The following is a 24048-nucleotide window of genomic DNA, read 5'->3' on the forward strand; positions in this document are numbered from 1 at the left end:
TGGTTCACTGGGGTCATGGGGACCTCAGAGATCACGGTGATCGAGACGCGGGAAGCGCTGCGCGAGCACCTGGGCCACGCGAAGGACACGACCAAGGGGAAGATCCTCTCCCGGATCGACCCGCACGCGCGCACGGTGATCGAGCACTCGCCGTTCTATCTGCTGGCGACGGCTTCGTCCGACGGGACCTGCGACGTCTCCCCGCGCGGCGACCCGGCCGGTTCGGTGCTGGTGCTCGACGAGAAGACGCTGGTGCTGGCCGACCGGCCCGGCAACAAACTGCTCGACAGCCAGACCAACATCCTCGAGAACCCGCACGCCGGACTGCTGTTCCTCGTGCCGGGTATGAACGAGACGCTCCGGATCAACGGCCGCGCGAAACTGGTCGCGGACGCGCCGTTCTTCGACGACCTCGTGGTCAAGGGCAAGCGACCTCGGCTGGCGATCATGCTGGAGGTCCAGGAGCTGTACCTGCACTGCGCCAAGGCGTTCCTGCGGTCCTCGCTGTGGAAGCCGGAAACCTGGCCGGACCGCTCCGGCATCCCGAGCGCCGGGCAGATGTTCCGTGACCAGATGAAGCTGGACGTCACGGCGGAGGCGCTGGACGCCGCCTTGACCGAGGGCGCGCTCACGACGCAGTACTGAGCGCCGCCGCGTGCTATGAACGGCCCGTTACTTGCAAATTTTGCAAGTAACGGGCCGTTCATAGCACTTACGGGAGGCGTCAGACGCGGACCAGCATCTTGCCGGTGTTCGCGCCGCCCAGCAGGTCCAGGAAGGCCTGCGGCGCGTTGCGGATACCGTCCACAATGGTCTCGGAGTACTTCAGCTCGCCGGAGGCGACCAGCGGCGCGACCTCCTTGACGAACTGCGGCTGCAGCGCGAAGTGGTCGCCCACGAGCATGCCGCGCATGGTGAACCGCTTCGCGATGATCGACGCGAGGTTGCGCGGTGCCGCGGCGGGTTCGGTGTTGTTGTAGACCGAGATCATCCCGCAGATCGCCATCCGGCCGTGCAGGTTGATCGAGTCGATGGCCGCTTCCAGGTGGTCGCCGCCGACGTTGTCGAAGTACACGTCGATGCCCTCGGGCGCGGCCGCGCGAAGCTGCTCGATGACCGGGGCGTCCTTGTAGTTGAACGCCGCGTCGAAGCCCAGCTCGTCGGTCAGCCACTTGACCTTCTCGTCCGTGCCCGCGCTGCCGATGACCCGCTTCGCGCCCTTCAGCTTCGCCAGCTGGCCGACGACGGAACCGACCGCGCCGGCCGCGCCGGACACGAAGACGGTGTCGCCCTCCTTGAACTCCGCGACGTCAAGCAGCCCGGCGTACGCGGTGAGCCCGGTCATGCCGAGGACGCCGAGGTACGCCGTCACCGGCGCGGCTTCGGGGTCGACCTTCACCGCGTGCTTGGCGGCGACGACGGCGTGGGAACGCCAGCCCAGGCCGTGCAGCACGATGTCGCCCGGTGCGAAGTCGTCCACGGTGGACTCGATCACTTCACCGACCGCGCCGCCGTGCATGACCTTGCCGACCTCGTACGGCTCGGCGTAGGACTTCGCGCTGCTCATCCGGCCGCGCATGTACGGGTCCACGCTCAGCACCTGGTTGCGGACCAGGATCTGCCCTTCACCCGGTGTCGGGATCTCGACGTCCGCGATCTCGAAGTTCTCGAGTGTCGGGACACCGTGCGGACGGGAGGCGAGCCGGATCTCGGTTGCGTTCACGAGGGGTACTCCAAGTCTGTTGCGAACCACAAGCGGGGCGTTCGCCCCGTATTCACGTCGGGTACAACGAGCTAACCGGGGCGCCCATTCCGATTGTGGCGAGCGCTACAGCTAGACCAGTTCGGCGAGCTTGCCGAGAACGCCTTCGTAGATCTTCTTGAGGCCGCCGGGCGCGAAGGTCTTCTCGAAGAAGCCGCCGATGCCGCCCGCGCCGTCCCACGTCGTCTCGATCCGGACGAGGCTGCCGTCCGGCACCTCGCGCACGGTCCACGTGGTGACCATGCTGGAGTTCGCGTCCGTCTCGACGAGAGTGCCTTCGGACGGCTCGGTGACCGTCGCGGCGACGTCGCGTACGCGCTTCGAGGTCGCCTGCAGCTTCCAGCTCGCCTTCGTGCCCGCGCCGACGCCGCCTTCGGTGACCTCGTAGTCGCGGTAGTGCTCCGTCAGCAGCTTCGGGCGGGTTTCGGCGTAGTCCGCGACGAGCGCCCTGACCTTGTCGGCCGGCGCCTCGATGGTGCGCTCCGCGATGGCCGTGACCTTTCCCATCCCACTCCCTTTCACCCGTGTGCAACGACAGCGCCCACGATTCCACCGGACCGCTCGACGGGCGCGGCCGCCCCCGCCCCGAGACGCAATGAACGGCCCGTTACTGGCAAATTTTGCAAGTAACGGGCCGTTCATAGCACCTGGGGAAGGACTAGATGAGGCTCTTTTCCTTCAGCCAGTCCTTCGCGACGTCGGCGGGCTTCTCGCCGTCCGAGTCGACGCGCTTGTTCAGCTCACGCAGCTGGACGGTGTCGAGCGCCTTGCTCACGGAGTTGACGAGGGCCGCGAAGTCGGCGCCGCGCTCGTCGAGGACCTTCTTGTTCACCGCGGGCACCACGTTCTCGGTCGGCACGATGCCGAGGTCGTCCTCCAGCGCCACGAACTGCGGGTCGCCGACGAGCGGGCTCACCGAGTCGACCGGGATGACGGTGACCTTGCCGGACCGCAGCTGCTCGACGCGCGGGCCGGCCTCCTGCACGGTCTGGAAGGTGGCCTTCAGCTTGTAGACGTCGGTGAAGCCCTTGAAGCAGGGAAGCCGCTTCTCGCACTCCGGGCCGCCCGCGACGATGACGTTGTCGACCTTGGCGAGGTCGCTGATCTTCGCGAGGCCCTTCTCCTTGGCGAGGTCGGCCTTCACGATGTAGGTGTTCTTGTCCTCCGCCGGCGAGTAGTCCAGCAGGCCGATGCCCTCGGGCTCGAACAGCTTCTTGAGCTGCTCGTGCTCGCCGGCCGCGTCCTTCGCGGCGTCCTTGCCGAAACCGGTGGTGATGGCGGCGCCCTGGTACTCCGGGATGAACTGGAGCTCGCCGGACTTCAGCGCCGGGTAGATCAGCTCGCGCGAACCGAGGTTCAGCTTGCGGGTGATCGGGTAGCCCTTGGCCTCCAGCGCGTTCGCGTAGAGCTCGGCGAGGATCAGGCTGTCGGTGAAGTTGAACGACGCGACGACGATCGGCGCCCCGCCTTTGCTCTGCGCGGCCGGAGCCGCTGCCTCGTCGCCTCCCCCGCAGGCGGTCATACCGAGGACGGCGGCGGCGAGCACCGCGCCCACTCGAACATTCCGTGTCCAGCGCACGTGCACACACTCCTATGACTCGAACAGAGCTTGGACAGTAATCCGGGGCTCCGACAGAATCCACATTTTGAGAGTTCCGCCCCGTGTGCTCTCAGAGAACGGAATCGCACCGCCCGATCGGGGTAAGGTCTGCCGGTGCGAGCCTCTTCCGTGTTCCCCGTACCCGCCCAAGGCGGGCGGCCGCTGTTCGAATGGCGGTGGGTGGACCGCCACTTCGACGAGATCCTGGAACGGCTGAACGAACACATCACGTTGACCGCGGCGGCGCTCGCCATCGGTTTGGTGGTGTCCATCGGTGTTTCGGTGGTTTCGCTGCGTCGCCGGTGGTTCTACGTCCTCGCGCTGAGCACCGCCGGTTCGCTGTACGTCATCCCGAGTCTCGGCGCCTTCGCCGTACTCGTGCCCTTCACCGGGCTGACGTCCTTCACCACCGCTGTGATCCCGTTGGCGACCTACACGTTGCTGATCCTGATCCGCAACATCGTCACCGGCGTGGAACAGGTGCCCAAGGAAGTCCGCGAAGCCGCGATAGGCATGGGCTTCACGCGTTCGCGGTTGCTGTGGCAGGTCGAACTCCCGCTCGCGCTGCCGGTGGTGATCGCGGGCCTGCGGGTCGCGGCGGTGACCACGATCGGGCTCGTCACGGTGACTTCGATGCTCGGCAAGGGCGGGCTCGGCTACTTCATCCGTAACGGAATCCAGACCGCGACGCCGAACCCGACGTCGATCATCGTCGGCGTCGGGCTTTCCGTGGTGCTCGCCGTCGTGGTGGACCTGCTGCTGTGGCTCGGTGGGCGCGCGCTCGCGCCGTGGTCGCGGAAGGCGGCGTCGCGATGAGCATCATCGATCAGACCCTCGAGTGGCTCGGCGAACCGAATCGCTGGAGCTGGACCGACCCGGCGGGCATTCCGTATCGGACGGTCGAGCATCTCCAGTTCTCCTTGGTGGCACTGGTGATTTCGGCCGTGCTGACCATCCCGCCCGCGTTGTGGCTCGCGCATTACCGGCGCGCGCAGTTCCTCGCTACGAGCGCGGTCAACATCGGCCGCGCGATCCCCAGCTTCGGGTTGGTGATCCTGTTCTGGTTCCTGGCTTCCCGGCTCGAAGTCGATACGACGTTCTGGCCGCTGATGCTCGCGTTGGTGGCCTTGGCGCTGCCGCCGTTGTTCACCAACACCTACGCCGGCGTCATCCAGCTGGAGCAGGAGACCGTCGACGCCGCACGCGGAACCGGTTACCGGGAGTGGCAGATCATGCTGCGCCTGGAGTTGCCGCTGGCGTCGCCGGTCATCCTCGCGGGTGCCCGCGTCGCCTTCCTGCAACTGGTGGCGACCGTCGCGATCGGCGCGATCGTCAACGACGGCGGCGGACTCGGACGGTACATTGTGGACGGTTTCGCGCTCGGGGATCCGGGCCACGGCGAGATCCTGGCCGGCGGGATCGCCGTCGTCGTCCTGGCTCTGGTGTGCGAGGCCGTGTTCGCGCTCATCACCCGGGTGGTGACTCCGCGCGGGCTGGCGATCCAGTCCCGCGCGGAGGTCCAATCCTGAAGCCGCGCCGATTCGCGGCCCCGGACACCTGCGGTCCGTCAGGGGATGGTGTTGCGAAAGCCACTTTCGCAACGTTGAAGGTTGTGAAAGTGGCTTTCGCAACACCTTGCCCGGCGGACCTCACTGGGTCGAGGCGGCCGTGAGAGCTAGGCCCGTGCCCAGACCCAATACTGGTCACCGTCGAGAATGTGGCTCTCGCCGAGGAAGATCCGCAGCGTCTCTTCCAGCTTGTCGTAGTCGGCCTTGAGTACCGGCTTCACCGCGAACGACGCGCCTTCCGAGGTTCCCGGCGAGAAGTTCGCCCCGTCCTTCGTGCTGTTGAAGGGGTAAACGGCGCATTCGTTGGTGCCGCCGTCCGGCCGGGTCCGCCAGTTCGGGCCCGACCGCGTGGCGCAGGCCTGTTCGGCGACCGCCTTGTTCGCGTCCACCGTGGCCTGGTCGTGGTGGATCCGTGTGACCGGGTAAGTACGCAGCGCGCTGTTCGCGGAGTTCTTCCCCGCGACGAAACGTCCTTCGAGCGGACCGGGGTAGGTGGTGGCGAAATTCGTCATCGCGGCGTTCACCAGCTGGCCGGACTCCGCGATCTTCGGCTCCCGCAGGTCGACGACGAAGGTGTGGGTTCCGGGGAACACGCACTTGCTGCCGTAGGCGTACCCGGCGACGTCGCATCGCGCACTCGACGACAGCGACGGCGCGTCCAACCTGGCCGTCTCACCCGGCTCTCCCTCGAAGAACAGCGAGCGACCCAAGGTGTACCAGGTTCGCTTCTCGGCCTGGATCTTCGGCGGATCCGCGGGATTGGGGACATCCTCGCCCCGCATCGTGAAGACGTTGAGTTCGGTCGGTTCGGCGATCCAGTCCGCGATGCTCTTCGTGACCTCGGCTTCCGGCACGTCGCAGTTCGCGGTTCCGGTGGCGTACTTGGCCCCGCAGGTCAGGTCGATGCCGAATCGCGTGGTGTCGGGCATTCCGGTGTAGGTGAACATGACCACCTGATGGCCGATCACGACGCGACGCTGCGACGGTTGCATGTTCCGGATGACGATCACGCGGGCGCTCGCACTGGCGACCACCGGGCAGGTCGACTCCGGGCAGGCGTACCGCTGATAGCGCATATCGGTGATCTGACAGGTGGAAAACGGATTCTTGAAGACTCCGCCCAGCGGATTCTGCCGGTTGGGCGCGCATTCGTTGAAAGTGATCGGCGCGGGGGTGTTGACGTCGGTCGCCGAGACGTCCATCGGACGTTCGGCCGCCCCATCGACCGACACGGGTTTCACGGTCCGCAGGTCCACGTCCTGCGGCAGAGCGGCGCTCGCGGGCAGTTCCCGGAAGATCTCCAGCGGGGTGGCGAGGGCGGCGGCCTGCGCCACGCTCACCAGTGAAGCGACGGCGAGGGCCGCCATGGAGATTCCGAGCACGACGCGACCACGTCTTCGATAGTTCATGTTCTCCCCCTTCATGGAACACGCGGACCGCTCACGTTAAGGGAGCCTCGACCTCAAGGTCATTACGACATTCGAGGAGTAACGACCGGGGATGAACGGCGATCGTGGAACCGGAATTCTTGTCAGAAAAAGCAAACGAGCGAACAGCTGGTCGATCAATTCGGGACAGCGTTCCGCAACGCCGCGACGAGCGTCGTCACCTCGGGTCCCAGAGATCGGTCCACCGCCATCGGCGGAACCAGCGAACCGAGCCATTCGTAGGTATCCCGAAGCCCGGCCGGCCCTTTCCCGGACGCCAGCCACCGCGCCTGCGACCCGGTGATCAGCTCGCAGGCCGTGATGGCGAACATCCGCGCGCACGCGTCCCGAAGCTGATTCCCCGCCGCCCAGGCGAACGCCTGCACGTCCTCCTGCCCGGCGGAAGTGTCGACGGAACCCAAGGTCGCCGGTGTGACCAGCCGCCGCAGTGCGTGCAGTTCCCCCGCCGCGCGTTTGTGCAGCGGAACCAGCCCGGCCTGCGGCCCCGGATCCACCGCCAATTGCGCGGGTAGTCCGCTGAACCGTTCGTCCAGCAACCGGTGCGTCCGCTGGACGCTCACCTCGCCGAGATGCACCAGCGCCGCCGTCGCCGCGTCCATCCGCAAACCGAGTTCGACGGCGTGGAAGCCCGTCGTGGAAACGAATTCGCCGTCGAGGAAGGCGGGAGAATCCGTCGGCATCGAGCGTCGCAGGACGTCGTCGAGATCGTCGGCGATCCGCGTCAGATGGGCGATCGCGCGGGGAGCGACGCGTACCGAGACCGGCGCCTGCACGACGCCCGGACGCTCGACGGAACCGTGGATCAGCCCGCCCAAGTCGAACAGCACCGCACGCAGGACCTGGTCGTCACCGGCCAGCGCGGGTCGATAAATCGCCTGCGGCGCACCGAGTACGTCGATGGCGATCGCCGCGGTCAGCGTCTGCAGGCGGGCCAAGCGCCGCACGTCGGTCAGCGCGAAGGCGGCCAGCGTCTCGGCAAGCGGCGAGCCCTGGATGAGCGTCGCGCCTTCTTTGAGGCCCAGCTCGTACGGCTTCGCCAGCACCTCCGCGGCAGGGGTTTCGACGCCGTCGACCAGGACGGTCCCGACCCCGAGGAAGGTCTGGAAGGCGTGCGCCAGCGGGATGATCTCGCCCGCGCTGCCCAGCCCCGCCCTCGGCACGGCGGGGGTGAATCCCTCGTTCAGCCTGTCGACGAGGAACGTCACCAGGTCCGGGCTCGCGCCCGCCTCCGGCGCGAGCAGATCCCGCAGGCGCACCAGGAGAAGCCGGCGCACCTCCTCCGCCGAAAGCCACGGCGGACCGCCGACGGCACGGCCGATCAGCAGGTTCCGCTGCTGATCGGCAGAGCCCGCCAACGGAACCCCGGCGAGCCGTCCCATACCGGTGTTGACGCCGTAGACCGGACGGTCGGTCAGCGCGTCGAGGATACGGGCGCGGTTCTCGCCCACCCGCGCCAGCAACACGGGGTCGATTTCGAGGAATCCGGCGTCGAACGCCGAATCCAGCGCGAAGTCCTTTGTGGACAGTCTCACTCGACGGGGCGCGCCAGGCCGTCGATCACCTCGGCACCGGGCAGGGACGCGAGCGCCGAACCCGAGATCAGGAGTTTGCTGCCGCGGATACCACTGCCGATGACGAGTTCGGGCGCGTCCGCGACGCGCTGGTCGATCAGGATCGGCCACGCTTCGGGCAGGCCGACCGGCGTGATGCCGCCGTACTCCATGCCGGTGATCGCGACGGCCTCGTCCATCGGGGCGAAAGACGCCTTGCGGACGTCGAGACGGCGTTTGATCACGCCGTTCACGTCGGCGCGAGTGGTGGCGAGGATGAGCGCGGCGGCGAACCGGACCTCACCGGCGCGTTTGCCGGCGACGACGACACAGTTCGCGGAGGCCGTCAGAGGGGAGCCGTACGCCTCGCAGAAGGCGGCGGTGTCGGCGAGTTCGGCATCGATCTCGGCGACACCCACGGCGTCGGGATCGGAGAGAGCGGCGAGTGCCTTGGCGACGGGCTCGGCGAGGAGGTCCGTACGCGAGGGCGCGGGGACGACGGTGAGGCTTCCGGCGATGGTCCAGGTGGTCACACCGCCACCCTAATCACCAGCTACGGCCGCCGCGCTGGACCTCGATGAGCTTGGGGCGGACGTCCACGAGATAGACCAGGACCGCGACCAGGGCGGGCAGCCACAGGATCATGCCGCCGCCGTAGAACTCGAAGATGGTCAGCACCGCGGTGGACCCGCCGGTGATGAGCATCCAGATGGGTTTGGTCTTGCGATCGGCGGCCGAATACGCGTCGGCACGCTGGAGAAGCGCGTGTACGAACGCGAAGAGGCCGGTGAATGCGCCGCCCCAGTGGATGGCGAAGAGGATCCAGGTGGCAACGAACACGAAGTCAGCTTACGTCAAACCGGGCGAATGACCCGGGCCCCTGGTACCGAAGCCGGTACCAGGGGCCCTGGGGTTCACGCGGACCTTACTTCTCGGTCGTCTTCGGCGCGGTGGCCGGCTTCTTGGCGGCCGGGCCGGTGGTGGTGCGGCGCGCCGGGGTCACGGTCTTCGGCGCGGTCTTGTTGGCGACCTTGCGCGAAGCGGAGCGGGTCTCGTGCGCGAGGTCGTCACCGATCTCCTCGACCTCGTCGGCGATCTCGCCGGCGACCTCGGTGACCTTGCGGGCGGTCTTCTCGCCCACCGAGCGGGTGCCCTTGGTGACCTTGCCGAGCACGGTGTCGATGCGCTCGCGGGCGTCGGTGGTGGCGCCTTCGACGCGGTCCTGCGCGGTGGTCAGCGCGTCCTCGAGCTGCTCGATGGCCTTCTTGACCTGCGGCTGCGCGGCGATCTTGTCCCACGCCTGCTCACCGGACTCGGCCAGCTTGTTGTACAGCTTCAGCGCGGCCTCGGTGTACTCGTCGATGACCTTGCGCAGCTCGGCCGGGTCCAGCTTCTCGCGAAGGCCCTCGACGTCGTGCGGGATCTCTTCGATGTTCTTGCGGGCGGTCTCGCTGCTCTCGACGACCTTCTCGCGGGCCTTGCCGACGGCGTCGATGACGGCCTGTCCGGCGAGGTTCCCGGCGCCCAGCGCGGCCAGCAGCGGCGTGCGGACCTGGTCGAGGGCGGTGTGCTTGCGGTCGGTCTTCGTGGCCGTGGTCATGCTGACTCCTTGGATTCGGCTTCTTGGTCTGTGGTTTCCGCCTGTTCGGGCTTGGCGGCGGCGTTCTCGCGGCGGAACGATTCGTAGACGTCGAGCAGGACCTGCTTCTGCCGCTCGGTCAGCTCCGCGTCGGCGCGGATCGAATCGCCGACCGGGCCGCCCGTGGGCAGATCGAGGATTCCCGCTTGCACGTAGAGCGCCTCGGCCGAAATACGCAGGCCCTTGGCGATCTGCTGCAGGATCTCCGCGCTGGGTTTGCGGACCCCGCGCTCGATCTGACTGAGGTACGGATTGGACACGCCGGCGAGTTTCGACAGCTGCCGCAAGGAGATCTTCGCCGTGCTGCGCTGCTGGCGGATGTACTCGCCGATGTCGGAAGCGATGTCCGCGACCTTCTCCATCGGTCCGCCCGATGTGGGCTGATCCCGGTTGGTGTCTGACATCGGTCACCTCCTCGCGACGTCTTCAACGCTACGCGCGAGTGCTAGCTATTGCAAGCACTCTGCTTGCAACCATCGGGTGTGTTGGTGCTCACCCGCTACGGTGGAGGGATGTCGAGCGCGACGCGGCTACGGCGGCGCCTCGTCGAGCATCTGCTCGCCGAAGGCGTGCTGCACGACGCGCGCTGGATGACCGCGTTCCGCACCGTGCCCCGGCACGTCTTCCTGCCGCGATTCTTCGTCCCGGCGGCCAACGGCTGGGCCGCGGTCCAGAACGGCGACGACGGCTGGCTGGTGCGCGCCTACTCCCCCGACGTGCTCGTCATCCAGCTCGACGACGATTCCGGGCTCTGGGAACGGGCGCGGTATCTGGGCGCGCAACCGGGGACACCGACGAGTTCTTCGAGCCAGCCTTCGATCATGGCGATCATGCTCGAAGAGCTCCGGGTCGCCGACGGACATCGCGTACTGGAGATCGGCACGGGCACCGGCTACAACGCCGCCCTGCTGTGCCAGCGGCTCGGCTCCGGGCTCGTGTACACAGTGGACATCGACCCGGAACTGGTGGACGCCGCGCGCAAGCGGCTCGCGGAGGCCGGGTACGCGCCTTCCTGCGTCGCGGCCGACGGCGCCGAGGGTTTCCCGGTGGGCGTGCTCTACGACCGGGTCCTCTGCACTTGTTCGGTGTCGTCGATCCCGCCCGCGTGGCTGGAGCAGACGGTGCCGGGCGGACTGATCGTCACCACGCTGAACCGGCCGATCGGCGGCGGACTCGTCCGGATCGTCGCGGGCGAGGGCGCGACGGGACACGGCCGCGTCCTCGCCAGGGACGGCCGGTTCATGCCGCTGCGCGCGCACCGGCTCAAACCGTCGAAGCTGCCCGACAGCGACCTCGACTGGCGGACGACGTCACTCCCGATCGGTGCCATCACCGAGGTCCGCAGCCGCTTCGAGTTCTTCGCCGGGCTGCAACTCCCCGGGGTTTCGGCGTTGCGAGACGGAGAGAACACCGCCCTCGTCCACCCCGACGGCTCCTGGGTCCGGCATCGGCGAAGAGGCCGCGAGTTCGAAGTCGCGGAAGGCGGGCCGCGGCGGCTCTGGGAACGCGTCGAGCGCGCGCAGGAGGAATGGCTGGACCTCGGTCAGCCATGGCGAGACCGGTTCGGGCTCAGCCTCGACGGCGAAGACCAGGTGATCTGGCTGGATTCGCCCGAGGGCCCCACCTGGCCGTTATGCGGTGTGGCCGGGTCTCCAGCGGACTGACCGGGTCGTGAGTGATGAGGAGGGTTATTGAGGGGTAAGGCAAAGGTGTCGTGAGGGGAAGGTCCCCTTCGACGCGGGTCTTGCGGTCCTCGTGGGCGGCGGAGTCCCGGGTGTTGCGAAAGCCACTTTCGCAACCTTCAACGTTGCGAAAGTGGCTTTCGCAACACCCGAGGTCGGCGTGCGGGCGACCGGCAGAACACGCCACCTTTGCCTTTCTGCTCATTAGAACGACCCTTATCACTCACGACTCTCTCCCGAGCAGGCCCCGGACCCACCTCTCGACGTGGTCGACGGCGACGTCCACCGGCACATGGGTGGTGTCGAACAAGGAGACCGGCGGCCGCAGCGACGGCGCTTCGGCCTGCAGCCACTCGTTGAACTCCAGCATCTCCTCGACGCGCTCCTCGTCCCACTCACGCCAGGCGGGCCGCGCCAGCAAGCGTTTGCGGAGCGCGTCCGGCTCGCTGACGAGCGCCAGGTAGTGGATGTCGGAGAAGAAGACGCGCTCGGGCAACTGCTCGAACTCGGGCGGCGCGACGGTGCCGCAGAGCACGACCGGCCGCCCGTTCTGGTGCAGCATCGCGGCCATCCGCAGCCAGGTCGACCGGAACGCGGGATGGCCGGGGACGTCGTCACGCAACGCCCCGGTCCACAGCACGTCCTGCTCGACCACGAGCGCGAGATCGCCGAGCCGCTGAGCCAGCCGCGGCCCGACCGTCGATTTACCCGCTCCGCTCGGCCCGGTCAGCGCGAACAGCGGGAGCCGCCGGAACGGCCACCGGTGCGCGCATTCCGCGCACACCAGCAGCCCGCTCTCGACTTGTGGCCGTTCGGCACGATCGCCGCAGGCCGGGCAGATCTTGAGATCGAGGACCACGGTCAGTCGAAGAGGCCTTCGAGGAAGCCGCCCTTACGACGCTTGTGGCCGTACGCGTGCGGGGAATCCGAGCGGCCGTAGCCGCCACCGCGGTAGCCCTTCGGTGAATCCCGGTAGCCCTTGGGCGAGTCGGCGTAACCGCCGCGGTGCGGGCGCGGCGAGTCCGGGCGGCCGTAGTGCGGGGCCGGCGCGTGTCCACCTCCCTGGTACGGCGGAGGCTGGTGCCCCCCGTAGTACGAGCTCTCGGCACCGGCGATGGCTTCCAGCTCGCCCCGGTCCAGGAAGATGCCGCGGCATCCCTGGCACTGGTCGATGTGGATACCGTTCTTGTCGACGGTCTTCATGGCGTTCTGGCACTTCGGACAAATCACGTATCAGAGATTACGCATTTTTCGCGTCCGAGGTCAGCAGGCACACAGACAAAACGGATGACCGGCCGGATCCGCGTACACCCGGAAGTCCTTCGGGGTGTCGTCGAGCAGCTTCGCGCCGATGGCGAGCGCGCGCACGTGGCCCGCTTCGAGGTCGGTGACGTCGAGATCGACATGCGCCTGCTGCGGGTTCTCCGCCGACGGCCACGCGGGCGGCCGGTAGTCCGGAACCCGCTGGAACGAGAGCCGCGCACCGCCCCGCGGATTCCGCAGCGTCACCCAATGGCCGTCCTCGGCGACTTCCGCGGCTTCCCAGTCGAGCAGCTCGCGGTAGAACTCCGCCAGCGCGACCGGGTCCGGGCAGTCGAGGGCCACCGCGCCGAAGGTCGGTACCGCACCCATGGTTCAGCCTCCAGAAAGATCGAGTAACCAGTGAACCGAGTATGTGGGTTATCGCGGCCGATGACAACCGGTCTCGCCCGTACACTGGGCGAGGTGAACACCGACGCGTCCCTGGTGGTCGAGTTTCTGAATACGGTGAACGTCGAACGCGGCACCGACCTCCTGGACGATCTGGAGACCTGGCAACGCTGGGCCCACGAACACCGGCTGCGAGCGGATACTCCCGCGGCCGCCCGCGAAACCCGGGACGCGCTGCGCGCGGCGATCGGCGATCCGCGGCTGCCCCGGCTGGGCCTGCGCGCGCCCGCGGAGATCGTCCTCGGCCCCGAAGGCCCGCTCCTGGTCTCGGAAACGGCCAGAGAAGCGGTGATGGCGGCCTCGACCCGGCTGGCCGTGCTCGGCGAGTGGATCCGCCTCAAGATCTGCCCGGCCGACGACTGCCTCTGGGCCTTCTACGACGAATCGCGGAACCGGTCGCGGACGTGGTGCTCGATGCGGTCTTGCGGGAACCGGGAGAAGGCGCGGGCCTGGCGGGCGCGAACGGCGGACGTCTCGACCTGAGCGGCGCGGAGGGCGAGTCCTCACCGCCCCCGCACCACAACTTCTGGGGTCACCCACCCCCGAGTTACCCCCAGGGGTTGTGCACAGCGTTAGGCCAAAAACGTGAAATGCTGTGGATAACCCTGGGGATGACTCCACTTCCTGTGGACAACTCCCGGCGAGGCCTCCGGAGTGTGGTATAGGCGTTTCCCGCTCAAAAGAGCAGCTGCGCGATCGCGTAGATGACCAGTCCGGCGAGCGCGCCGACCACCGTGCCGTTGATCCGGATGAACTGCAGATCCCGGCCCACCTGGAGCTCGATCTTGCGCGAGGTCTCCTCGGCGTCCCAGCGTTCGACGGTGTCGGTGATGATCGTGGTGATCTCCTGGGAGTAGTTGGTGACCAGGTAGGTCGCCGCCCCCTCGACCCAGTTGTCCACCTTGGACCGGATGTGGTCGTCGGAGACCAGGCGCTCGCCCAGGGCCTCGAGGCCGGTCCGCACCCGGCGACGCAGTTCGCTCGACGGGTCTTCGGCGGCGTTGAGCAGCATCTCCTTGGCCGTCGCCCAGGCCGAGCCGATCAGCTTCTGCACCTCGTCGTGCCCCAGCATCTGGGACTTGACCGCTTCGGCGCGCGCCATCACCTCGGGGTTGGTCTGCAGGTCCTGGGCGAACTCGCCGAGGAACTTGTCCAGCGCCAGCCGCATGGGGTGGTTGACGTCGGTCTTCACCGCCCACGCGAACGAAAGCACCTCGCCGTAGACCTTGTCCGCGAGCATCTCGTCGACGAACTTCGGCGACCAGCTGGGCGCGCGGTCCGAGACCACGCGCAGCATCGTCGTGTGGTTGTCCCGCACCCATTCGTAGCCGCGGTCGCACATCAGGTCGACGAGTTTGTGGTGCGCCCCGTCGGCGAACACGCCTGCCAGGATCTTGCCCAGCGGCGGCCCCCACGGCTTGTCCACGATCCGCCGGACCACGGCCTGTTCCATGATCGCCTGGACGTCTTCGTCACGGAGGACCCGTACGGCCGCGCGCACGACAGTGGCCAGCTCGGACGTCACGCGCTCGGCGTTCTCCGGCTGCGAGAGCCAGCCGCCGAGCCGCTTCGAGACCTCGACCCGGCTCAGCTTGTCGCGGACGACGGACTCGGACAGGAAGTTCGAGCCGACGAAGTCACCGAGACTGCTGCCCAGCGCGTCCTTCTTGTTCGGGATGATCGCCGTATGCGGGATCTTGATCCCGAGCGGATGCCGGAACAACGCGGTCACCGCGAACCAGTCGGCCAGCGCGCCGACCATCCCGGCTTCGGCGGCGGCACGGACGTAGCCGACCCATCCCGGCCAGCCGGCGGACTGCGCCCAGCCGGCCAGCAGGAAGACCACCGTCGCACCCAGCAGGAACGACAGCGCGACCATTTTCATCTTGCGCAGGCCGAGGCGTTTGGCCTCCTCGGCGGCGAGTCCACCGGGCGGATCGGCTGGGGTCACCTTGGCGGGCGTCAGTTGCTCCACACGGCCATTGTCCGTGAGGATGGCTGATCGTGCGCGAACCTGTCCTCGTACCCCGCCTCCAGCCCTTCACGTCGACCATCTTCGCGGAGATGACGGCACTGGCCGTCCGCCACGACGCCGTCAACCTCGGCCAGGGTTTTCCCGACACCGACGGCCCCGCCGGAATGCTCGACGCCGCCAAGAACGCGCTGTTCGGCGGCGCGAACCAGTACCCGCCGGGGCCGGGACGGCCGGAACTGCGCGCGGCGATCGCGCGGCACCGGCGCCGCTACGGCGTCGAATACGACCCCGACACGGAGATCCTGGTCACCGCCGGGGCGACCGAGGCCATCGCGGCGTCGCTGATCGCGCTGACGCAGGCGGGCGACGAGGTCATCGTCATCGAGCCGTACTACGACTCCTACGCCGCCGCGGTCGCCATGGCGGGTGCCGAACGGCGCGTCGTCGGGCTGGTGGAACGCGACGGGCGGTTCGCCCTGGACGTCGAGGGCCTCCGCGCCGCGGTGAGCCCCAGGACCAGGGCGATCCTGATCAACTCGCCGCACAACCCGACCGGAACCGTGTTCACGCGGGCCGAACTGGAGGCCGTCGCCGCGCTCTGCGTGGAGCACGACCTGATCGCGATCACCGACGAGGTGTACGAGCACCTGGTGTTCGACGACGCCGAGCACTTCCCGCTCGCGACCTTTCCCGGTATGCGGGAGCGCACGGTCTCGATCTCCAGTGCCGGCAAGACGTTCAACTGCACCGGCTGGAAGATCGGCTGGGTCTGCGCGAGCCCCGAGCTCGTCGCGGCCGTGAAGGCGGCGAAGCAGTTCATCACGTTCGTCTCGGGTGGGCCGTTGCAACCGGCCGTCGCCCACGCGCTGGACCACGAACTGCCGTGGGCCGAGGACCTGCGCACGAGCCTCCAGGGAAAGCGGGACCGGCTCGCCGCCGGACTCGCGGAAGCCGGCTTCGCCGTGCGGCCGACCGCCGGGACGTACTTCATCTGCGTCGACGTCCGCCCGCTCGGCTTCGAGGACGCCGCGGAGCTTGCCTGGGAGCTCCCCGAACGGGTGGGCGTGGCGGCCGTGCCCGTAAAGGTGTTCACCGATCACCCGGACGAGTGGAAACACCTTCTGCGTTTCGCGTTCTGCAAACGCAACGAGGTCATCGACGAAGCGGTCACCCGATTGCGCAAACTGAAGTGATTGGTCCGATGAGCGTCAAGCCCACCCGCCGACTTCGAGCGCACGTCTGAGGCGGTCGAGGCACCGTCTTCGCAGCCTGCCCACACTGGCCGGACTGATCCCCAGTTCCCCGGCGAGCTGGGCGTAGCTCAGTTCCGGCCGGTGCGCGAGCAGCCACATCAGCCGCCGGTGCACGTCCGGCAACCGGTCGACCGCCGCCCAGAGCGCGCGGTCGCGTTCGGCACGGACGACCTCGGCCTCCGGAGTCGTCTCCGGGCCGGGCGGCGGCTGCGGCGTTTCGCGCTTGTTCCTGGTGATCAACCGGAGCGCACGACGGCGCGCGGTGGTCGTCAGCCAAGCCCGGAGCTTCGCTTCGTCACGCAGCGCGCCCGGCACGCGGAGCAGTTCGAGCCAAGCCTCCTGACAGATGTCCCTCGCGTCGGCGTCGTTCAGCCGGTAGGCCTTCAGCGCTCGGTACACCGCCGCCGACACCGCGTTCACGTCCCACATCGCGGACACTCCCCTCGCGGCGGCTCAGGTCCGCCCGCTCGATCACCGAACGCGACTTCGACGGCACACACCGCAGCGAGGATCCGGAAAAGGTCAGGTCACCCATGATTTGAGTAGTTCCACCCGTGCCCGGATGGCCGCCGCGCACATACCGAGAGTGATCAACTTCGGTACTCCAGGCACCGGAGCCGGTTGCGTCGTTCCGCCTAACGGGCTGGATCGGAGGCGGCAGAGGTGAAACACTCCCCTCCGGTGCTAAAACTGGTGCAGCCCCGGGGGAACTGCGACCTGACTGGAAGAGACCCCAAGCAAGATCGAACTCACGCGGAAAACGTGGGTTTCAGGCGCGGACGGTGGTGGTTGCTGTGAGTGGTGCGGCAGTCGTGCACCGTCGCGGCCTCGTGCCGTCGAGGGCGGGCGCCCGGATCCTTTTCGCGGGCGGTCTCGCGCTTTCCGGCTGGATTCTCAGCGCCGTCCTCAGCACCCCGGCTTCGGCCGAAGAAGCGACGCCCCCGACCTCCCCGACCTACTCGACGCCGGAGACCTCCGTCGTCCAGCCGTCGAAGGAAACCGAATCCGGGAAAACGACTACCGAGGACGAGTCCACTTCGGACTCCGGCACGGTCGAGGCCAAGAAACCCGCCGAAACCCCCGAAGCCACTCCGGAAACCAAGACGGAAGAGCCCGCCCCCGCCGCGAGCGAGGAGCTTGAGGCCACCGTCGAGGACAAAGCCGTTTCGAGCGCGAATTCCGTGGAGAAGTCGACCACTTCTTCGGAACCCGCCGAGAAGTCCACGAAGGACACGCAGCCGCAGGCGTCCAACGGCCTGCTGGGCGGTCTCATCGGCGGCGTCCTCGACGTCGTCACGAACACCGTCGGCGGAGTGCTCGAAACCGTCACCGGCGTCGTCGGCGGAATCGGTGAGAAGGTCGTCGTGCCGATCCTCACGCCGGATCCCTCCGACCCGGGTAAGCCGACGATCCTCCCGGGCGTCGGCGACGTGCTCGACCCGGTCTTCGGCGGCGGTTCGGGCGATTCCGCCAGCGGATCGGTCACCATCGCGGTCCCGGCGAAGAACCTGCTGCCGAGCGAGCCCGCGCCGGTCGTCCCGGCCCCGCGTCCGTTCGTCCCGGCCGAGACGCCCGCTCCGGCGGCCACCCAGAACCACCGCGTCACGCTGCCCACCCGGGTCCAGCTCGAAAAGCAGACCGAACCGGCCGCTCCCGTCGAGTCCGACACGCACGCGTCTCGCGACGGCGGCGGCTCGGGCGGTGGCGGTGGCCTGCCGAGCACCCCGGTGGCGCCGCTCGCGCCCACGACGAACGCCCACCCCGGGCACGACAACTCCGGCGGTGGCCGCGGGCCGCTCGCCGTGCTCGACTCCGGAATGCCCGCCACGCAGCTGAAGCTCATCGGAGCCGGCTGCGACCACGAAGGCGAGCGCACCGGACGGGAAGCCGCGCTTCCCGCCACCTCCCCCGACTGACCTGACCGGGTCGCCGGGGAGAACCACGTCCAAACCAAGATCAACTTCGGTTTTCGACGTCCTCTGAAGTCCCTGGCATAAGTCGCGTTTTCGCCTGCCCTCTTTCAGGCATCCCCTTGTCTTCCCGAACGGCCGACCGCGCCCGGCCGGTTCGGATCCCGGCCCCGGCGCCGCGCTGCCCCTGCGGCGCCGGGACCAGCACCGGGTGGACTTCGGGGGCTTCTGCTCACCGCGCCGAGCAGGAGCCGGCCAAGCTCGAAGACCACCTGAACCGCGGGCGGTTCCCGGCACGTCGAGGGGCTGTGCCGGGTAACCGCCGCGGTGCCCGTCCCGGAGTTTCGGCTCCGGGGCGGGCCGGATAGCCGGTGCGCCGGTCGTGCGGCGCCGATGCCCTCCCTGGAGCATCGGCCGCCCCGCCGGCGCACCGGTTGTTCCGTTTTCGCCCGCGTTTCGTCCTCTGGATGCGGTACTTGCTCGCGCAACTACCGCATTCAGAGGACTAAATGCGGGAGGTCAGGTGACCTGGACGGCGACGGGAGAGACCGTCGCGGGGGTCGCGGAGACCGAGGCGGCGGCCGTGCCCAGCCTCCGGACCGCCTCGAAGAGCCTGTCGGCGGGCAGCGCGAACGGCAGCCGCAGCCAGCGCTCCAAACCGCCGTGGACGCCGAAGCGCGAGCCCGGCGCCACCTGCACCCCGTGCCCCGCCGCCGCGACGGCCAGCCGCGTGCTCATCGGCTCCGGCAGCCGGCACCACAGCGAAAGCCCGCCCGGCGGCACGGTGAACGTCCACTCCGGGCAGTACCAGTTCAGCGCCCCGGTCAGCGCGTCACGCAGGGCCAGCGTCTCCTCGCGGCGATACGTCAGCGCGGCCCCGCCGTCGTCGAGCAGTTCGGCGAGCACCAGTTGCTCGAACACCGGCGAGCCCAGATCGACGGCGAAACGGGCCGCGACCAGCCTGCCGATGACGTCCTCCGAAGCGCGGATCCAGCCGAGCCGCAAGCCCGCCCAATGCGACTTCGACGCCGAGCCGATCGTGATGCCGAGATCGCCCGCGAACGCGCCCAACGGCGGCGGGCCGTCGACCGGATCGCCTTCCAGGTCCAGTTCGACCAGGGTCTCGTCGATGATCACCGGGGTCCTCGCGCGGCTCAGCGCGGCGGCGAGCCGTTCCCGTCCGGCCGCGTCCAGGCGCAGGCCGGTCGGGTTCTGGAAGTCCACGACGAAGTACGCGAGCCTCGGCGCCGCCTGCCGCAGCGCGGCCTCGATCCCGACGACGTCCCAGCCGGTGGCCGGGTCCAGCGGCACGGGCACCGGGATGGCGTGTGCGGCGCCGATGGCTTCGAGCGCGTTCGGGTACGTCGGCTGCTCGACCAGCACGCGATCGCCCGGACCGGCCAGCATCCGCAGGATCTGCACGAACGCGTGATGTGAGCCGTTGGTGACCATGACCTGGTCGGCGTTCGTCGGCAGACCGCGTTCGGTGTACCGGCGGGCGATTCGCTCACGCAGGATCCGCAGGCCGCGCACGTGATAGCCGTTGTCGCCGAGGTGGTCGACCAGCGCCTTCCGAGCGGCGTCCACGGCCGGGACCAGGCCGGGGATGGCGGGCGGGCAAGCCTGGGCGAGGTCGATGAGGTCCTCACCGGACGGCGCGAACGGCTCGCGCCCGCGCCCGCCGGGCGAGGCGATCCACGATCCGGCGCCGCGACGGCTGGCGACCAGCCCGTCGGCCCGCAGTTTGTCGAGCGCGGCACCGATCAGCGTGCGGCTGACCTCCAGCGCGTCGGCGAGCTCCCGCTCGGCCGGAAGCTTCGTGCCGAGCGGGAGCCTGCCGTCGAGGACCAGCAGTTCGACCGCCGCCGCGAGGTCCGCGGCACCGTGTCGAGAACCACTCTGCCGCCAACTCCCCAGCAAGAGGGCCAATTTATGCCCCGAAACGCGTCCAGTCAGCGGGATCAGCGGTTCCATAAGGCCAATTATTGCGGATTGGCCATGGTCAGCAAAGCCACTTACACCTGATAGTGCAGTCGTGGCACAAACACTCGACCTCAAGCCCGTCGGCATCACCCACGACACGACGCGTCGCTCGATCCAGCTCGTCGCCGGGCTCGCCCTCTACGGCGGCAGCATGGCCATGCTGACCAGGGCGGGCCTCGGCCTCGACCCATGGGACGTGCTCCACGAAGGCCTGATGAAGATCACCGGGCTCACCTTCGGCACGGTCACGGCGATCGCGTCGGTCGCGGTACTCCTGCTGTGGATCCCCCTGCGTCAGCGGCCCGGTATCGGCACCGTCGCCAACATCGTGATCATCTCGCTCACCGTCGATTTCGTGCGGCTCTTCCTGCCGGACCAGCACGTGCTCGGCTGGCAGATCTTCAACCTCGTCGCCGGTGTCGTGCTGAACGGCCTCGCCGCCGCGATCTACGTCGGCGCCCGCCTCGGCCCTGGCCCCCGCGACGGCCTGATGACCGGTTTCGCGGCCAAGACCGGCAAGTCGATCCGCCTCGTCCGCACCCTGATCGAACTCACCGTCCTGGCCGCCGGCTGGCTGCTCGGCGGCACGGTCGGCGTCGGCACGATCCTCTACGCCCTCGCGATCGGACCGCTCACGCAGGCGTTCCTGCCGCTGGTCGTCTGGCGGGAACGCCGCTAGCTGGCCTGGCGTCGCTCAAGCAGCCGGCGGACGGCGAGGTAGTCGATGCCGCGCTGGGCGAGGACGTCGGCGGCGACACCCGGGATCGCGGTCAGCGCGAGGAGGAGGTGTTCGCCTTCGATGCGTTTGTCGCCGACGTCGAGGGTTTCGCGAAGGGTCTGCGCCAGCACCTTCTTGGCCTCCTGCGTGAAGGGCCGGTGGCCGCGCCCGCTGCGTGTTCCGCCGGCCAGCGCCCCGGCGCCGTGGGTCTGCTCCACCCGGTCGACGATGTGCTCGACGTCGATGCCGAACCCGCTCAAGGCTTCGACATCGGCGTCGCTCATCCCGCCCCGGCGGCGCACCCGCCGGAGATCGTCGGCCAGTTCGTCGCCCGGGCAGCCCATCGCGGTCAGCACCTCCGTGTTCCGGGCGAGTGACGTCAGCAGGTGCAGCGGGTCGACGTTGGCGGACGCCTCGTCCGACGCGACGCGCTGAGCCTCGACGACGACTTCGCGGGCTTCAGGACTGAAGCGTTCGAACATCAATGCCTCCCGTACTTCTTGTGGACCGCTTGCCTGCTGACCCCCAGCTCGGCGGCGATCTCCTGCCAGGACCAACCGTGCACCCGCGCGCTGCGGACCTGCACGGCCTCGAGTTGTTCCAACAGCCGGCGCAAGGCGGCGACGGCGCGCAACCCCACGCGGGGGTCCCGATCGCCCGCTCGCGCGGCCAGGTCTGTCGCTTCGGTCATGACGTCAACCTACGTTGACATGCCCATCGTGTCAACTCCAGTTGACAGTTAGGGTCGGGGCATGGCCGAAATCGAGGTGGCGGAAAGGGACGGAGTCGGCGCGGACGGAGCACCACGCCCGACCGAAGACCATGTCGCCGTGCTCGGCAACGCCGTGGTGGTGCTGGACGGGGCGACGTCGCCGCATCCGGATCTGCCGTCCGGCGGCTGGTACGCGAGCCTGCTCGTGCACAGCCTGTCGGAGGCGCTGAGCGCGGAGCCGCAGGCCGATCTCACGGTGCTGCTGGCCGAGTCGATCGCCGACGTCGCGCGGCGGGAGGGGCTCGAACCGGGGCATTCGCCGTCGAGCACGGTCGCGATCGCGCGCTGGACCGACGAGACCGTCGACGGGCTGGTGCTCGCCGACAGCCCGATCGTCGCGTTCGGGCCCTCGGGGGCGGATCCGCTCACCGACGACAGGCTGGTCTCGTTGCGCGACGGCGGCCAGCTCCGCACGGGTGCCGACGTCCGCGCGAAACGCAACGCGCCGGGTGGCTTCTGGGTCGCCGAAGCGGAACCGAAGGCGGCCGCCGAGGCCGTCCGCCGGAGTTGGCCGCGCTCGGAGGTCGAAGCGCTGCTGCTGGCCACGGACGGCGTCGCCATCGGGGTCGACGAATACGACCTGTTCGATTGGCCGGAAGTGCTCGCCATCAGCCGGAAGCGTGGTCCGGACGCGGTCTTGGACGCGGTCCGCACGGCGGAGAAACACGACCCCGACGGCGAGCGCTGGCCGCGCGCGAAAAGGCACGATGACCAGCTACTGGTACTGGTCGAGTTCGGGGTAGCCCCAGGGTAGAACCGGGGGCTTCCCGGATCGAAAAGCCGCGGCCACCGGCGCACCCTGAACGTATGACGTTCCCTGGGGAAAGATCGCGGGCCAAACCTTGGCTGATCGCGTCGGCGGCGGCCATCGGCTGGGCGTTGTTCACCATGGTCGTGCTGCATCTGATCAGCTCGCGGAATCCGGTGTTCGACACGCTGTCCAGCTACGCCTACGTCGACCGCGGCACGGGCATGCTCGGGGCGAGCGTGCTCTCGCTGTCCATCGGCTCGCTCACCGCGCTCGGTGCGCTGGCCGCGGCCGGGATCCCGCTCAGCCGCACCACGAAACTGCTGTTCGTGCTGTGGTCGCTGGGGCTCGCGGCCGCCGCGATCTTCCCGGCGAGCTACCCCGAATACCCGGATCCGGTCAGCGGCGAGATCCACCTGTATGCGTGCCTCATCGCGTTCCTCAGCCTGCCCGCCGCCGGTTTCTCCTTGCGCGACAGCCTTCGCGGCACCCCCGCGGCCAAGGCGGTCGGACGCCTGGCCTGGGGCAGCGCGATCGGACTGGTCGTCTTCGGCCTCAGCTTCATCTTCGTGCGGCTGAGCGACATCCCGTTCTTCATGACCCTGACCGATGTCATGCCGGTCGGCGTCGCGCAGCGACTTTCCCTGGTGGCGCACGTGGTCCTGATCGCCGGGCTGCTGAAGGTCGCGTCAGCGGCTCAGCGCGTCGGCGAATTCCGGGGCGTAACCGTAGAGGCCGGGCAGCCCGCCCGTGTGCAGGAAAACGACGTGCTCGCCGGCCGCGAACTGGCCTTTGGCCGCCCAGCCGAGCAGCGCGGCGCCCACTTTGCCGGTGTACACGGGATCGAGCACGATCCCTTCCGTACGACCGAAAAGCCGCACCGCGTCCCAGGTTTCCGCGGTCGGGACGCCGTAGCCGGGGCCGATCGCGCGGTCGTCGATGTGAAGTCCTTCGAGTGACGGCGGTGTGCTCCCCAGCAGCGCGGAGGCCGCGGTGGTGAGGTCGGCCAGGTTGTCCAGGGCCTCGTCCACCGGATGGCTGACGCAGGCGATGTCCAGGGTCAGCCAGTCCAGTGCCGCCGTCCCGACGAGGAGGCCGGCCGACGTCCCGCCGCTGGCGTGCGGGGCGACGATCCGGGCCCGGGTGACGCCGAGTTCGGTGAGTTGCGCGGCGATCTCCCGCGCGGCGGCGACGTAGCCGAGCGCACCGATGGCGTCGGAGCCGCCGACCGGGAACGTGGCCACCTTCCGGCCCTCGGCCGCGGCCTCGGTGATCAGCCGGTCGTAGGTCCTGCCCATCTCCTCGCCGTCCCGGCAGACGTGCACGTTCGCGCCGAAGAGGTGATCGAGTGAGACGTTGCCCGACCGTTCGTACGCGTCGCCGTCGCGAGGGACCTTCGCGGTGAGCACGAGCTCGCAGCGCAGCCCGAGCTTCGCGCAGGCCGCGGCGGTCTGGCGGCCGTGGTTCGTCTGCAACGCGCCGAAGGTGATCACCGTGTCGGCGCCGTTCTCGATCGCCGCGCCGAGCAGGAACTCGAGTTTGCGCAGCTTGTTCCCGCCGACACCCAGCGGATGCACGTCGTCCCGTTTGAGCAGCAGGTTCGGCAGGCCGAGGGCCTCGCCGAGCCGGGGTGCCGGATGCAGCGGCGTCGGGTAACCGCCGAGGTCGACGCGGGGGAAACGATCGAGGTTCATGAAGGTCACGTAACCACACCAGAGGCACGCGATCGA

General features: G+C 68.7%; 27 protein-coding genes and 1 pseudogene. 10 read left to right on the forward strand and 18 right to left on the reverse strand.

Going from position 1 to position 24048, the window contains the following annotated elements; translation table 11 throughout:
• Positions 1 to 15 precede the first annotated feature (15 nt).
• Entirely contained in the window at positions 16 to 645 is a 630-nt protein-coding gene (locus tag H5J31_RS22945) for a pyridoxamine 5'-phosphate oxidase family protein (RefSeq protein WP_181774698.1), read from the forward strand.
• 79 nt (positions 646 to 724) lie between these two features.
• Here the strand turns inward: H5J31_RS22945 and H5J31_RS22950 are convergent, their stop codons facing one another.
• From H5J31_RS22950 to H5J31_RS22960, 3 genes are all read right to left on the reverse strand, one after another.
• Positions 725 to 1723: an NADP-dependent oxidoreductase gene (locus H5J31_RS22950; RefSeq protein WP_181774699.1), complete on the reverse strand. Its 999-nt coding sequence runs from the start codon at positions 1721 to 1723 to the stop codon at positions 725 to 727.
• 111 nt (positions 1724 to 1834) lie between these two features.
• Entirely contained in the window at positions 1835 to 2269 is a 435-nt protein-coding gene (locus tag H5J31_RS22955) for an SRPBCC family protein (protein WP_181774700.1), read from the reverse strand.
• Positions 2270 to 2420: 151 nt separating this feature from the next.
• On the reverse strand, positions 2421 to 3341 hold the full coding sequence (locus H5J31_RS22960) for an ABC transporter substrate-binding protein (RefSeq protein WP_328701579.1): 921 nt from the start codon (positions 3339 to 3341) through the stop codon (positions 2421 to 2423).
• 150 nt (positions 3342 to 3491) lie between these two features.
• Here H5J31_RS22960 and H5J31_RS22965 point away from each other — a divergent pair, with 150 nt between their 5' ends.
• Both H5J31_RS22965 and H5J31_RS22970 read left to right on the forward strand, forming a co-directional pair.
• The gene (locus H5J31_RS22965; RefSeq protein WP_181774749.1) at positions 3492 to 4178 is read left to right on the forward strand and encodes an ABC transporter permease; all 687 of its coding nucleotides are present in this window, start codon (positions 3492 to 3494) and stop codon (positions 4176 to 4178) included.
• Positions 4175 to 4891, forward strand: coding sequence for an ABC transporter permease (locus tag H5J31_RS22970; RefSeq protein ID WP_181774701.1), 717 nt, complete (start codon positions 4175 to 4177; stop codon positions 4889 to 4891). The genes H5J31_RS22965 and H5J31_RS22970 overlap by 4 nt, the downstream gene beginning before the upstream one ends.
• Before the next feature lie 146 nt (positions 4892 to 5037).
• On the opposite strand, the gene H5J31_RS22975 is transcribed toward H5J31_RS22970, so the two are convergent.
• From H5J31_RS22975 to H5J31_RS23000, 6 genes are all read right to left on the reverse strand, one after another.
• The gene (locus tag H5J31_RS22975) at positions 5038 to 6339 is read right to left on the reverse strand and encodes a transporter (RefSeq protein WP_181774702.1); all 1302 of its coding nucleotides are present in this window, start codon (positions 6337 to 6339) and stop codon (positions 5038 to 5040) included.
• A 155-nt stretch (positions 6340 to 6494) separates the two neighbouring features.
• Positions 6495 to 7910, reverse strand: a complete 1416-nt coding sequence (locus H5J31_RS22980) for an aromatic amino acid lyase (RefSeq protein WP_181774703.1) — start codon at positions 7908 to 7910, stop codon at positions 6495 to 6497.
• Positions 7907 to 8461, reverse strand: coding sequence for a YbaK/EbsC family protein (locus H5J31_RS22985; RefSeq protein ID WP_181774704.1), 555 nt, complete (start codon positions 8459 to 8461; stop codon positions 7907 to 7909). The genes H5J31_RS22980 and H5J31_RS22985 overlap by 4 nt, the downstream gene beginning before the upstream one ends.
• Positions 8462 to 8474: 13 nt before the next feature.
• On the reverse strand, positions 8475 to 8768 hold the full coding sequence (locus tag H5J31_RS22990) for a DUF2516 family protein (protein WP_181774705.1): 294 nt from the start codon (positions 8766 to 8768) through the stop codon (positions 8475 to 8477).
• Positions 8769 to 8853: 85 nt separating this feature from the next.
• Positions 8854 to 9528 carry a hypothetical protein gene (locus H5J31_RS22995; RefSeq protein ID WP_181774706.1) on the reverse strand — a complete coding sequence of 225 codons (675 nt, stop codon included), beginning with the start codon at positions 9526 to 9528 and terminating at the stop codon, positions 8854 to 8856.
• Positions 9525 to 9929 carry a helix-turn-helix domain-containing protein gene (locus H5J31_RS23000; protein WP_181774750.1) on the reverse strand — a complete coding sequence of 135 codons (405 nt, stop codon included), beginning with the start codon at positions 9927 to 9929 and terminating at the stop codon, positions 9525 to 9527. Before H5J31_RS23000 ends, H5J31_RS22995 begins: the two co-directional genes overlap by 4 nt.
• 150 nt (positions 9930 to 10079) lie before the next feature.
• On the opposite strand from H5J31_RS23000, the gene H5J31_RS23005 reads away from it, so the two are divergent.
• A complete protein-coding gene (locus tag H5J31_RS23005) occupies positions 10080 to 11231 on the forward strand; it encodes a methyltransferase domain-containing protein (protein ID WP_181774707.1) in 1152 nt (383 codons plus the stop codon).
• Between the two features lie 241 nt (positions 11232 to 11472).
• Here the strand turns inward: H5J31_RS23005 and H5J31_RS23010 are convergent, their stop codons facing one another.
• Genes H5J31_RS23010 through H5J31_RS23020 form a run of 3 tightly spaced genes read right to left on the reverse strand, consistent with a single transcriptional unit; the run spans position 11473 to position 12881 of the window.
• A complete protein-coding gene (locus tag H5J31_RS23010) occupies positions 11473 to 12108 on the reverse strand; it encodes an AAA family ATPase (protein ID WP_181774708.1) in 636 nt (211 codons plus the stop codon).
• Positions 12109 to 12110: 2 nt separating this feature from the next.
• Positions 12111 to 12479, reverse strand: a complete 369-nt coding sequence (locus tag H5J31_RS23015) for a TFIIB-type zinc ribbon-containing protein (protein WP_181774709.1) — start codon at positions 12477 to 12479, stop codon at positions 12111 to 12113.
• Positions 12480 to 12512: 33 nt separating this feature from the next.
• Complete coding sequence (locus H5J31_RS23020) at positions 12513 to 12881, reverse strand: VOC family protein (protein WP_181774710.1); 369 nt, start codon at positions 12879 to 12881, stop codon at positions 12513 to 12515.
• 60 nt (positions 12882 to 12941) lie between these two features.
• Between H5J31_RS23020 and H5J31_RS23025 the strand changes: the two genes are divergently transcribed.
• Positions 12942 to 13442 carry a CGNR zinc finger domain-containing protein gene (locus H5J31_RS23025; protein ID WP_181774711.1) on the forward strand — a complete coding sequence of 167 codons (501 nt, stop codon included), beginning with the start codon at positions 12942 to 12944 and terminating at the stop codon, positions 13440 to 13442.
• Positions 13443 to 13635: 193 nt separating this feature from the next.
• Here H5J31_RS23025 and H5J31_RS23030 read toward each other — a convergent pair whose 3' ends face one another.
• Positions 13636 to 14934: a DUF445 domain-containing protein gene (locus H5J31_RS23030; RefSeq protein ID WP_181774712.1), complete on the reverse strand. Its 1299-nt coding sequence runs from the start codon at positions 14932 to 14934 to the stop codon at positions 13636 to 13638.
• Positions 14935 to 14963: 29 nt separating this feature from the next.
• On the opposite strand from H5J31_RS23030, the gene H5J31_RS23035 reads away from it, so the two are divergent.
• On the forward strand, positions 14964 to 16127 hold the full coding sequence (locus H5J31_RS23035) for a pyridoxal phosphate-dependent aminotransferase (protein WP_181774713.1): 1164 nt from the start codon (positions 14964 to 14966) through the stop codon (positions 16125 to 16127).
• 15 nt (positions 16128 to 16142) lie between these two features.
• On the opposite strand, the gene H5J31_RS23040 is transcribed toward H5J31_RS23035, so the two are convergent.
• The gene (locus H5J31_RS23040) at positions 16143 to 16616 is read right to left on the reverse strand and encodes a sigma-70 family RNA polymerase sigma factor (RefSeq protein WP_181774714.1); all 474 of its coding nucleotides are present in this window, start codon (positions 16614 to 16616) and stop codon (positions 16143 to 16145) included.
• Between the two features lie 365 nt (positions 16617 to 16981).
• On the opposite strand from H5J31_RS23040, the gene H5J31_RS23045 reads away from it, so the two are divergent.
• Positions 16982 to 18103, forward strand: a complete 1122-nt coding sequence (locus tag H5J31_RS23045; protein WP_181774715.1) for a hypothetical protein — start codon at positions 16982 to 16984, stop codon at positions 18101 to 18103.
• 513 nt (positions 18104 to 18616) lie between these two features.
• Here H5J31_RS23045 and yczR read toward each other — a convergent pair.
• On the reverse strand, positions 18617 to 20071 hold the full coding sequence (gene yczR, locus H5J31_RS23050; RefSeq protein ID WP_181774716.1) for a MocR-like transcription factor YczR: 1455 nt from the start codon (positions 20069 to 20071) through the stop codon (positions 18617 to 18619).
• Between the two features lie 61 nt (positions 20072 to 20132).
• On the opposite strand from yczR, the gene yczE reads away from it, so the two are divergent.
• On the forward strand, positions 20133 to 20759 hold the full coding sequence (gene yczE / locus H5J31_RS23055) for a membrane protein YczE (protein ID WP_181774717.1): 627 nt from the start codon (positions 20133 to 20135) through the stop codon (positions 20757 to 20759).
• On the opposite strand, the gene H5J31_RS23060 is transcribed toward yczE, so the two are convergent.
• Together H5J31_RS23060 and H5J31_RS23065 are read right to left on the reverse strand one after the other, a co-directional pair.
• Positions 20756 to 21280: a Clp protease N-terminal domain-containing protein gene (locus H5J31_RS23060; RefSeq protein WP_181774718.1), complete on the reverse strand. Its 525-nt coding sequence runs from the start codon at positions 21278 to 21280 to the stop codon at positions 20756 to 20758. The two genes, yczE and H5J31_RS23060, sit on opposite strands and share 4 nt — an antisense overlap.
• A complete protein-coding gene (locus H5J31_RS23065; protein ID WP_004559389.1) occupies positions 21280 to 21489 on the reverse strand; it encodes a sigma factor-like helix-turn-helix DNA-binding protein in 210 nt (69 codons plus the stop codon). The genes H5J31_RS23060 and H5J31_RS23065 overlap by 1 nt, the downstream gene beginning before the upstream one ends.
• Positions 21490 to 21550: 61 nt before the next feature.
• Between H5J31_RS23065 and H5J31_RS23070 the strand changes: the two genes are divergently transcribed.
• Positions 21551 to 22324 carry a protein phosphatase 2C domain-containing protein gene (locus H5J31_RS23070; RefSeq protein ID WP_181774719.1) on the forward strand — a complete coding sequence of 258 codons (774 nt, stop codon included), beginning with the start codon at positions 21551 to 21553 and terminating at the stop codon, positions 22322 to 22324.
• A 134-nt stretch (positions 22325 to 22458) separates the two neighbouring features.
• Positions 22459 to 22932, forward strand: a pseudogene (locus tag H5J31_RS23075) (DUF998 domain-containing protein); the annotation flags it as partial.
• Between the two features lie 75 nt (positions 22933 to 23007).
• On the opposite strand, the gene H5J31_RS23080 reads toward H5J31_RS23075, so the two are convergent.
• Positions 23008 to 24012, reverse strand: a complete 1005-nt coding sequence (locus H5J31_RS23080) for a D-cysteine desulfhydrase family protein (protein WP_181774720.1) — start codon at positions 24010 to 24012, stop codon at positions 23008 to 23010.
• Positions 24013 to 24048 lie beyond the last annotated feature (36 nt).

It is taken from the genome of Amycolatopsis pittospori (genome assembly GCF_013870525.1).
GTDB lineage: Bacteria > Actinomycetota > Actinomycetes > Mycobacteriales > Pseudonocardiaceae > Amycolatopsis > Amycolatopsis pittospori.

Excerpts from the sequence above, each read along its gene's own strand:
- H5J31_RS22945 (WP_181774698.1), top strand. The coding sequence starts at position 16 with ATGGGGACCTCAGAGATCACGGTGATCGAGACGCGGGAAGCGCTGCGC.
- H5J31_RS22955 (WP_181774700.1), bottom strand. The coding sequence starts at position 2,269 with ATGGGAAAGGTCACGGCCATCGCGGAGCGCACCATCGAGGCGCCGGCC.
- H5J31_RS22970 (WP_181774701.1), top strand. The coding sequence starts at position 4,175 with ATGAGCATCATCGATCAGACCCTCGAGTGGCTCGGCGAACCGAATCGC.
- H5J31_RS22975 (WP_181774702.1), bottom strand. The coding sequence starts at position 6,339 with ATGAACTATCGAAGACGTGGTCGCGTCGTGCTCGGAATCTCCATGGCG.
- H5J31_RS22995 (WP_181774706.1), bottom strand. The coding sequence starts at position 9,528 with ATGACCACGGCCACGAAGACCGACCGCAAGCACACCGCCCTCGACCAG.
- H5J31_RS23000 (WP_181774750.1), bottom strand. The coding sequence starts at position 9,929 with ATGGAGAAGGTCGCGGACATCGCTTCCGACATCGGCGAGTACATCCGC.
- H5J31_RS23005 (WP_181774707.1), top strand. The coding sequence starts at position 10,080 with ATGTCGAGCGCGACGCGGCTACGGCGGCGCCTCGTCGAGCATCTGCTC.
- H5J31_RS23020 (WP_181774710.1), bottom strand. The coding sequence starts at position 12,881 with ATGGGTGCGGTACCGACCTTCGGCGCGGTGGCCCTCGACTGCCCGGAC.
- H5J31_RS23025 (WP_181774711.1), top strand. The coding sequence starts at position 12,942 with ATGACAACCGGTCTCGCCCGTACACTGGGCGAGGTGAACACCGACGCG.
- H5J31_RS23040 (WP_181774714.1), bottom strand. The coding sequence starts at position 16,616 with ATGTGGGACGTGAACGCGGTGTCGGCGGCGGTGTACCGAGCGCTGAAG.
- yczR (WP_181774716.1), bottom strand. The coding sequence starts at position 20,071 with ATGGAACCGCTGATCCCGCTGACTGGACGCGTTTCGGGGCATAAATTG.
- H5J31_RS23060 (WP_181774718.1), bottom strand. The coding sequence starts at position 21,280 with ATGTTCGAACGCTTCAGTCCTGAAGCCCGCGAAGTCGTCGTCGAGGCT.
- H5J31_RS23065 (WP_004559389.1), bottom strand. The coding sequence starts at position 21,489 with ATGACCGAAGCGACAGACCTGGCCGCGCGAGCGGGCGATCGGGACCCC.
- H5J31_RS23070 (WP_181774719.1), top strand. The coding sequence starts at position 21,551 with ATGGCCGAAATCGAGGTGGCGGAAAGGGACGGAGTCGGCGCGGACGGA.
- H5J31_RS23080 (WP_181774720.1), bottom strand. The coding sequence starts at position 24,012 with ATGAACCTCGATCGTTTCCCCCGCGTCGACCTCGGCGGTTACCCGACG.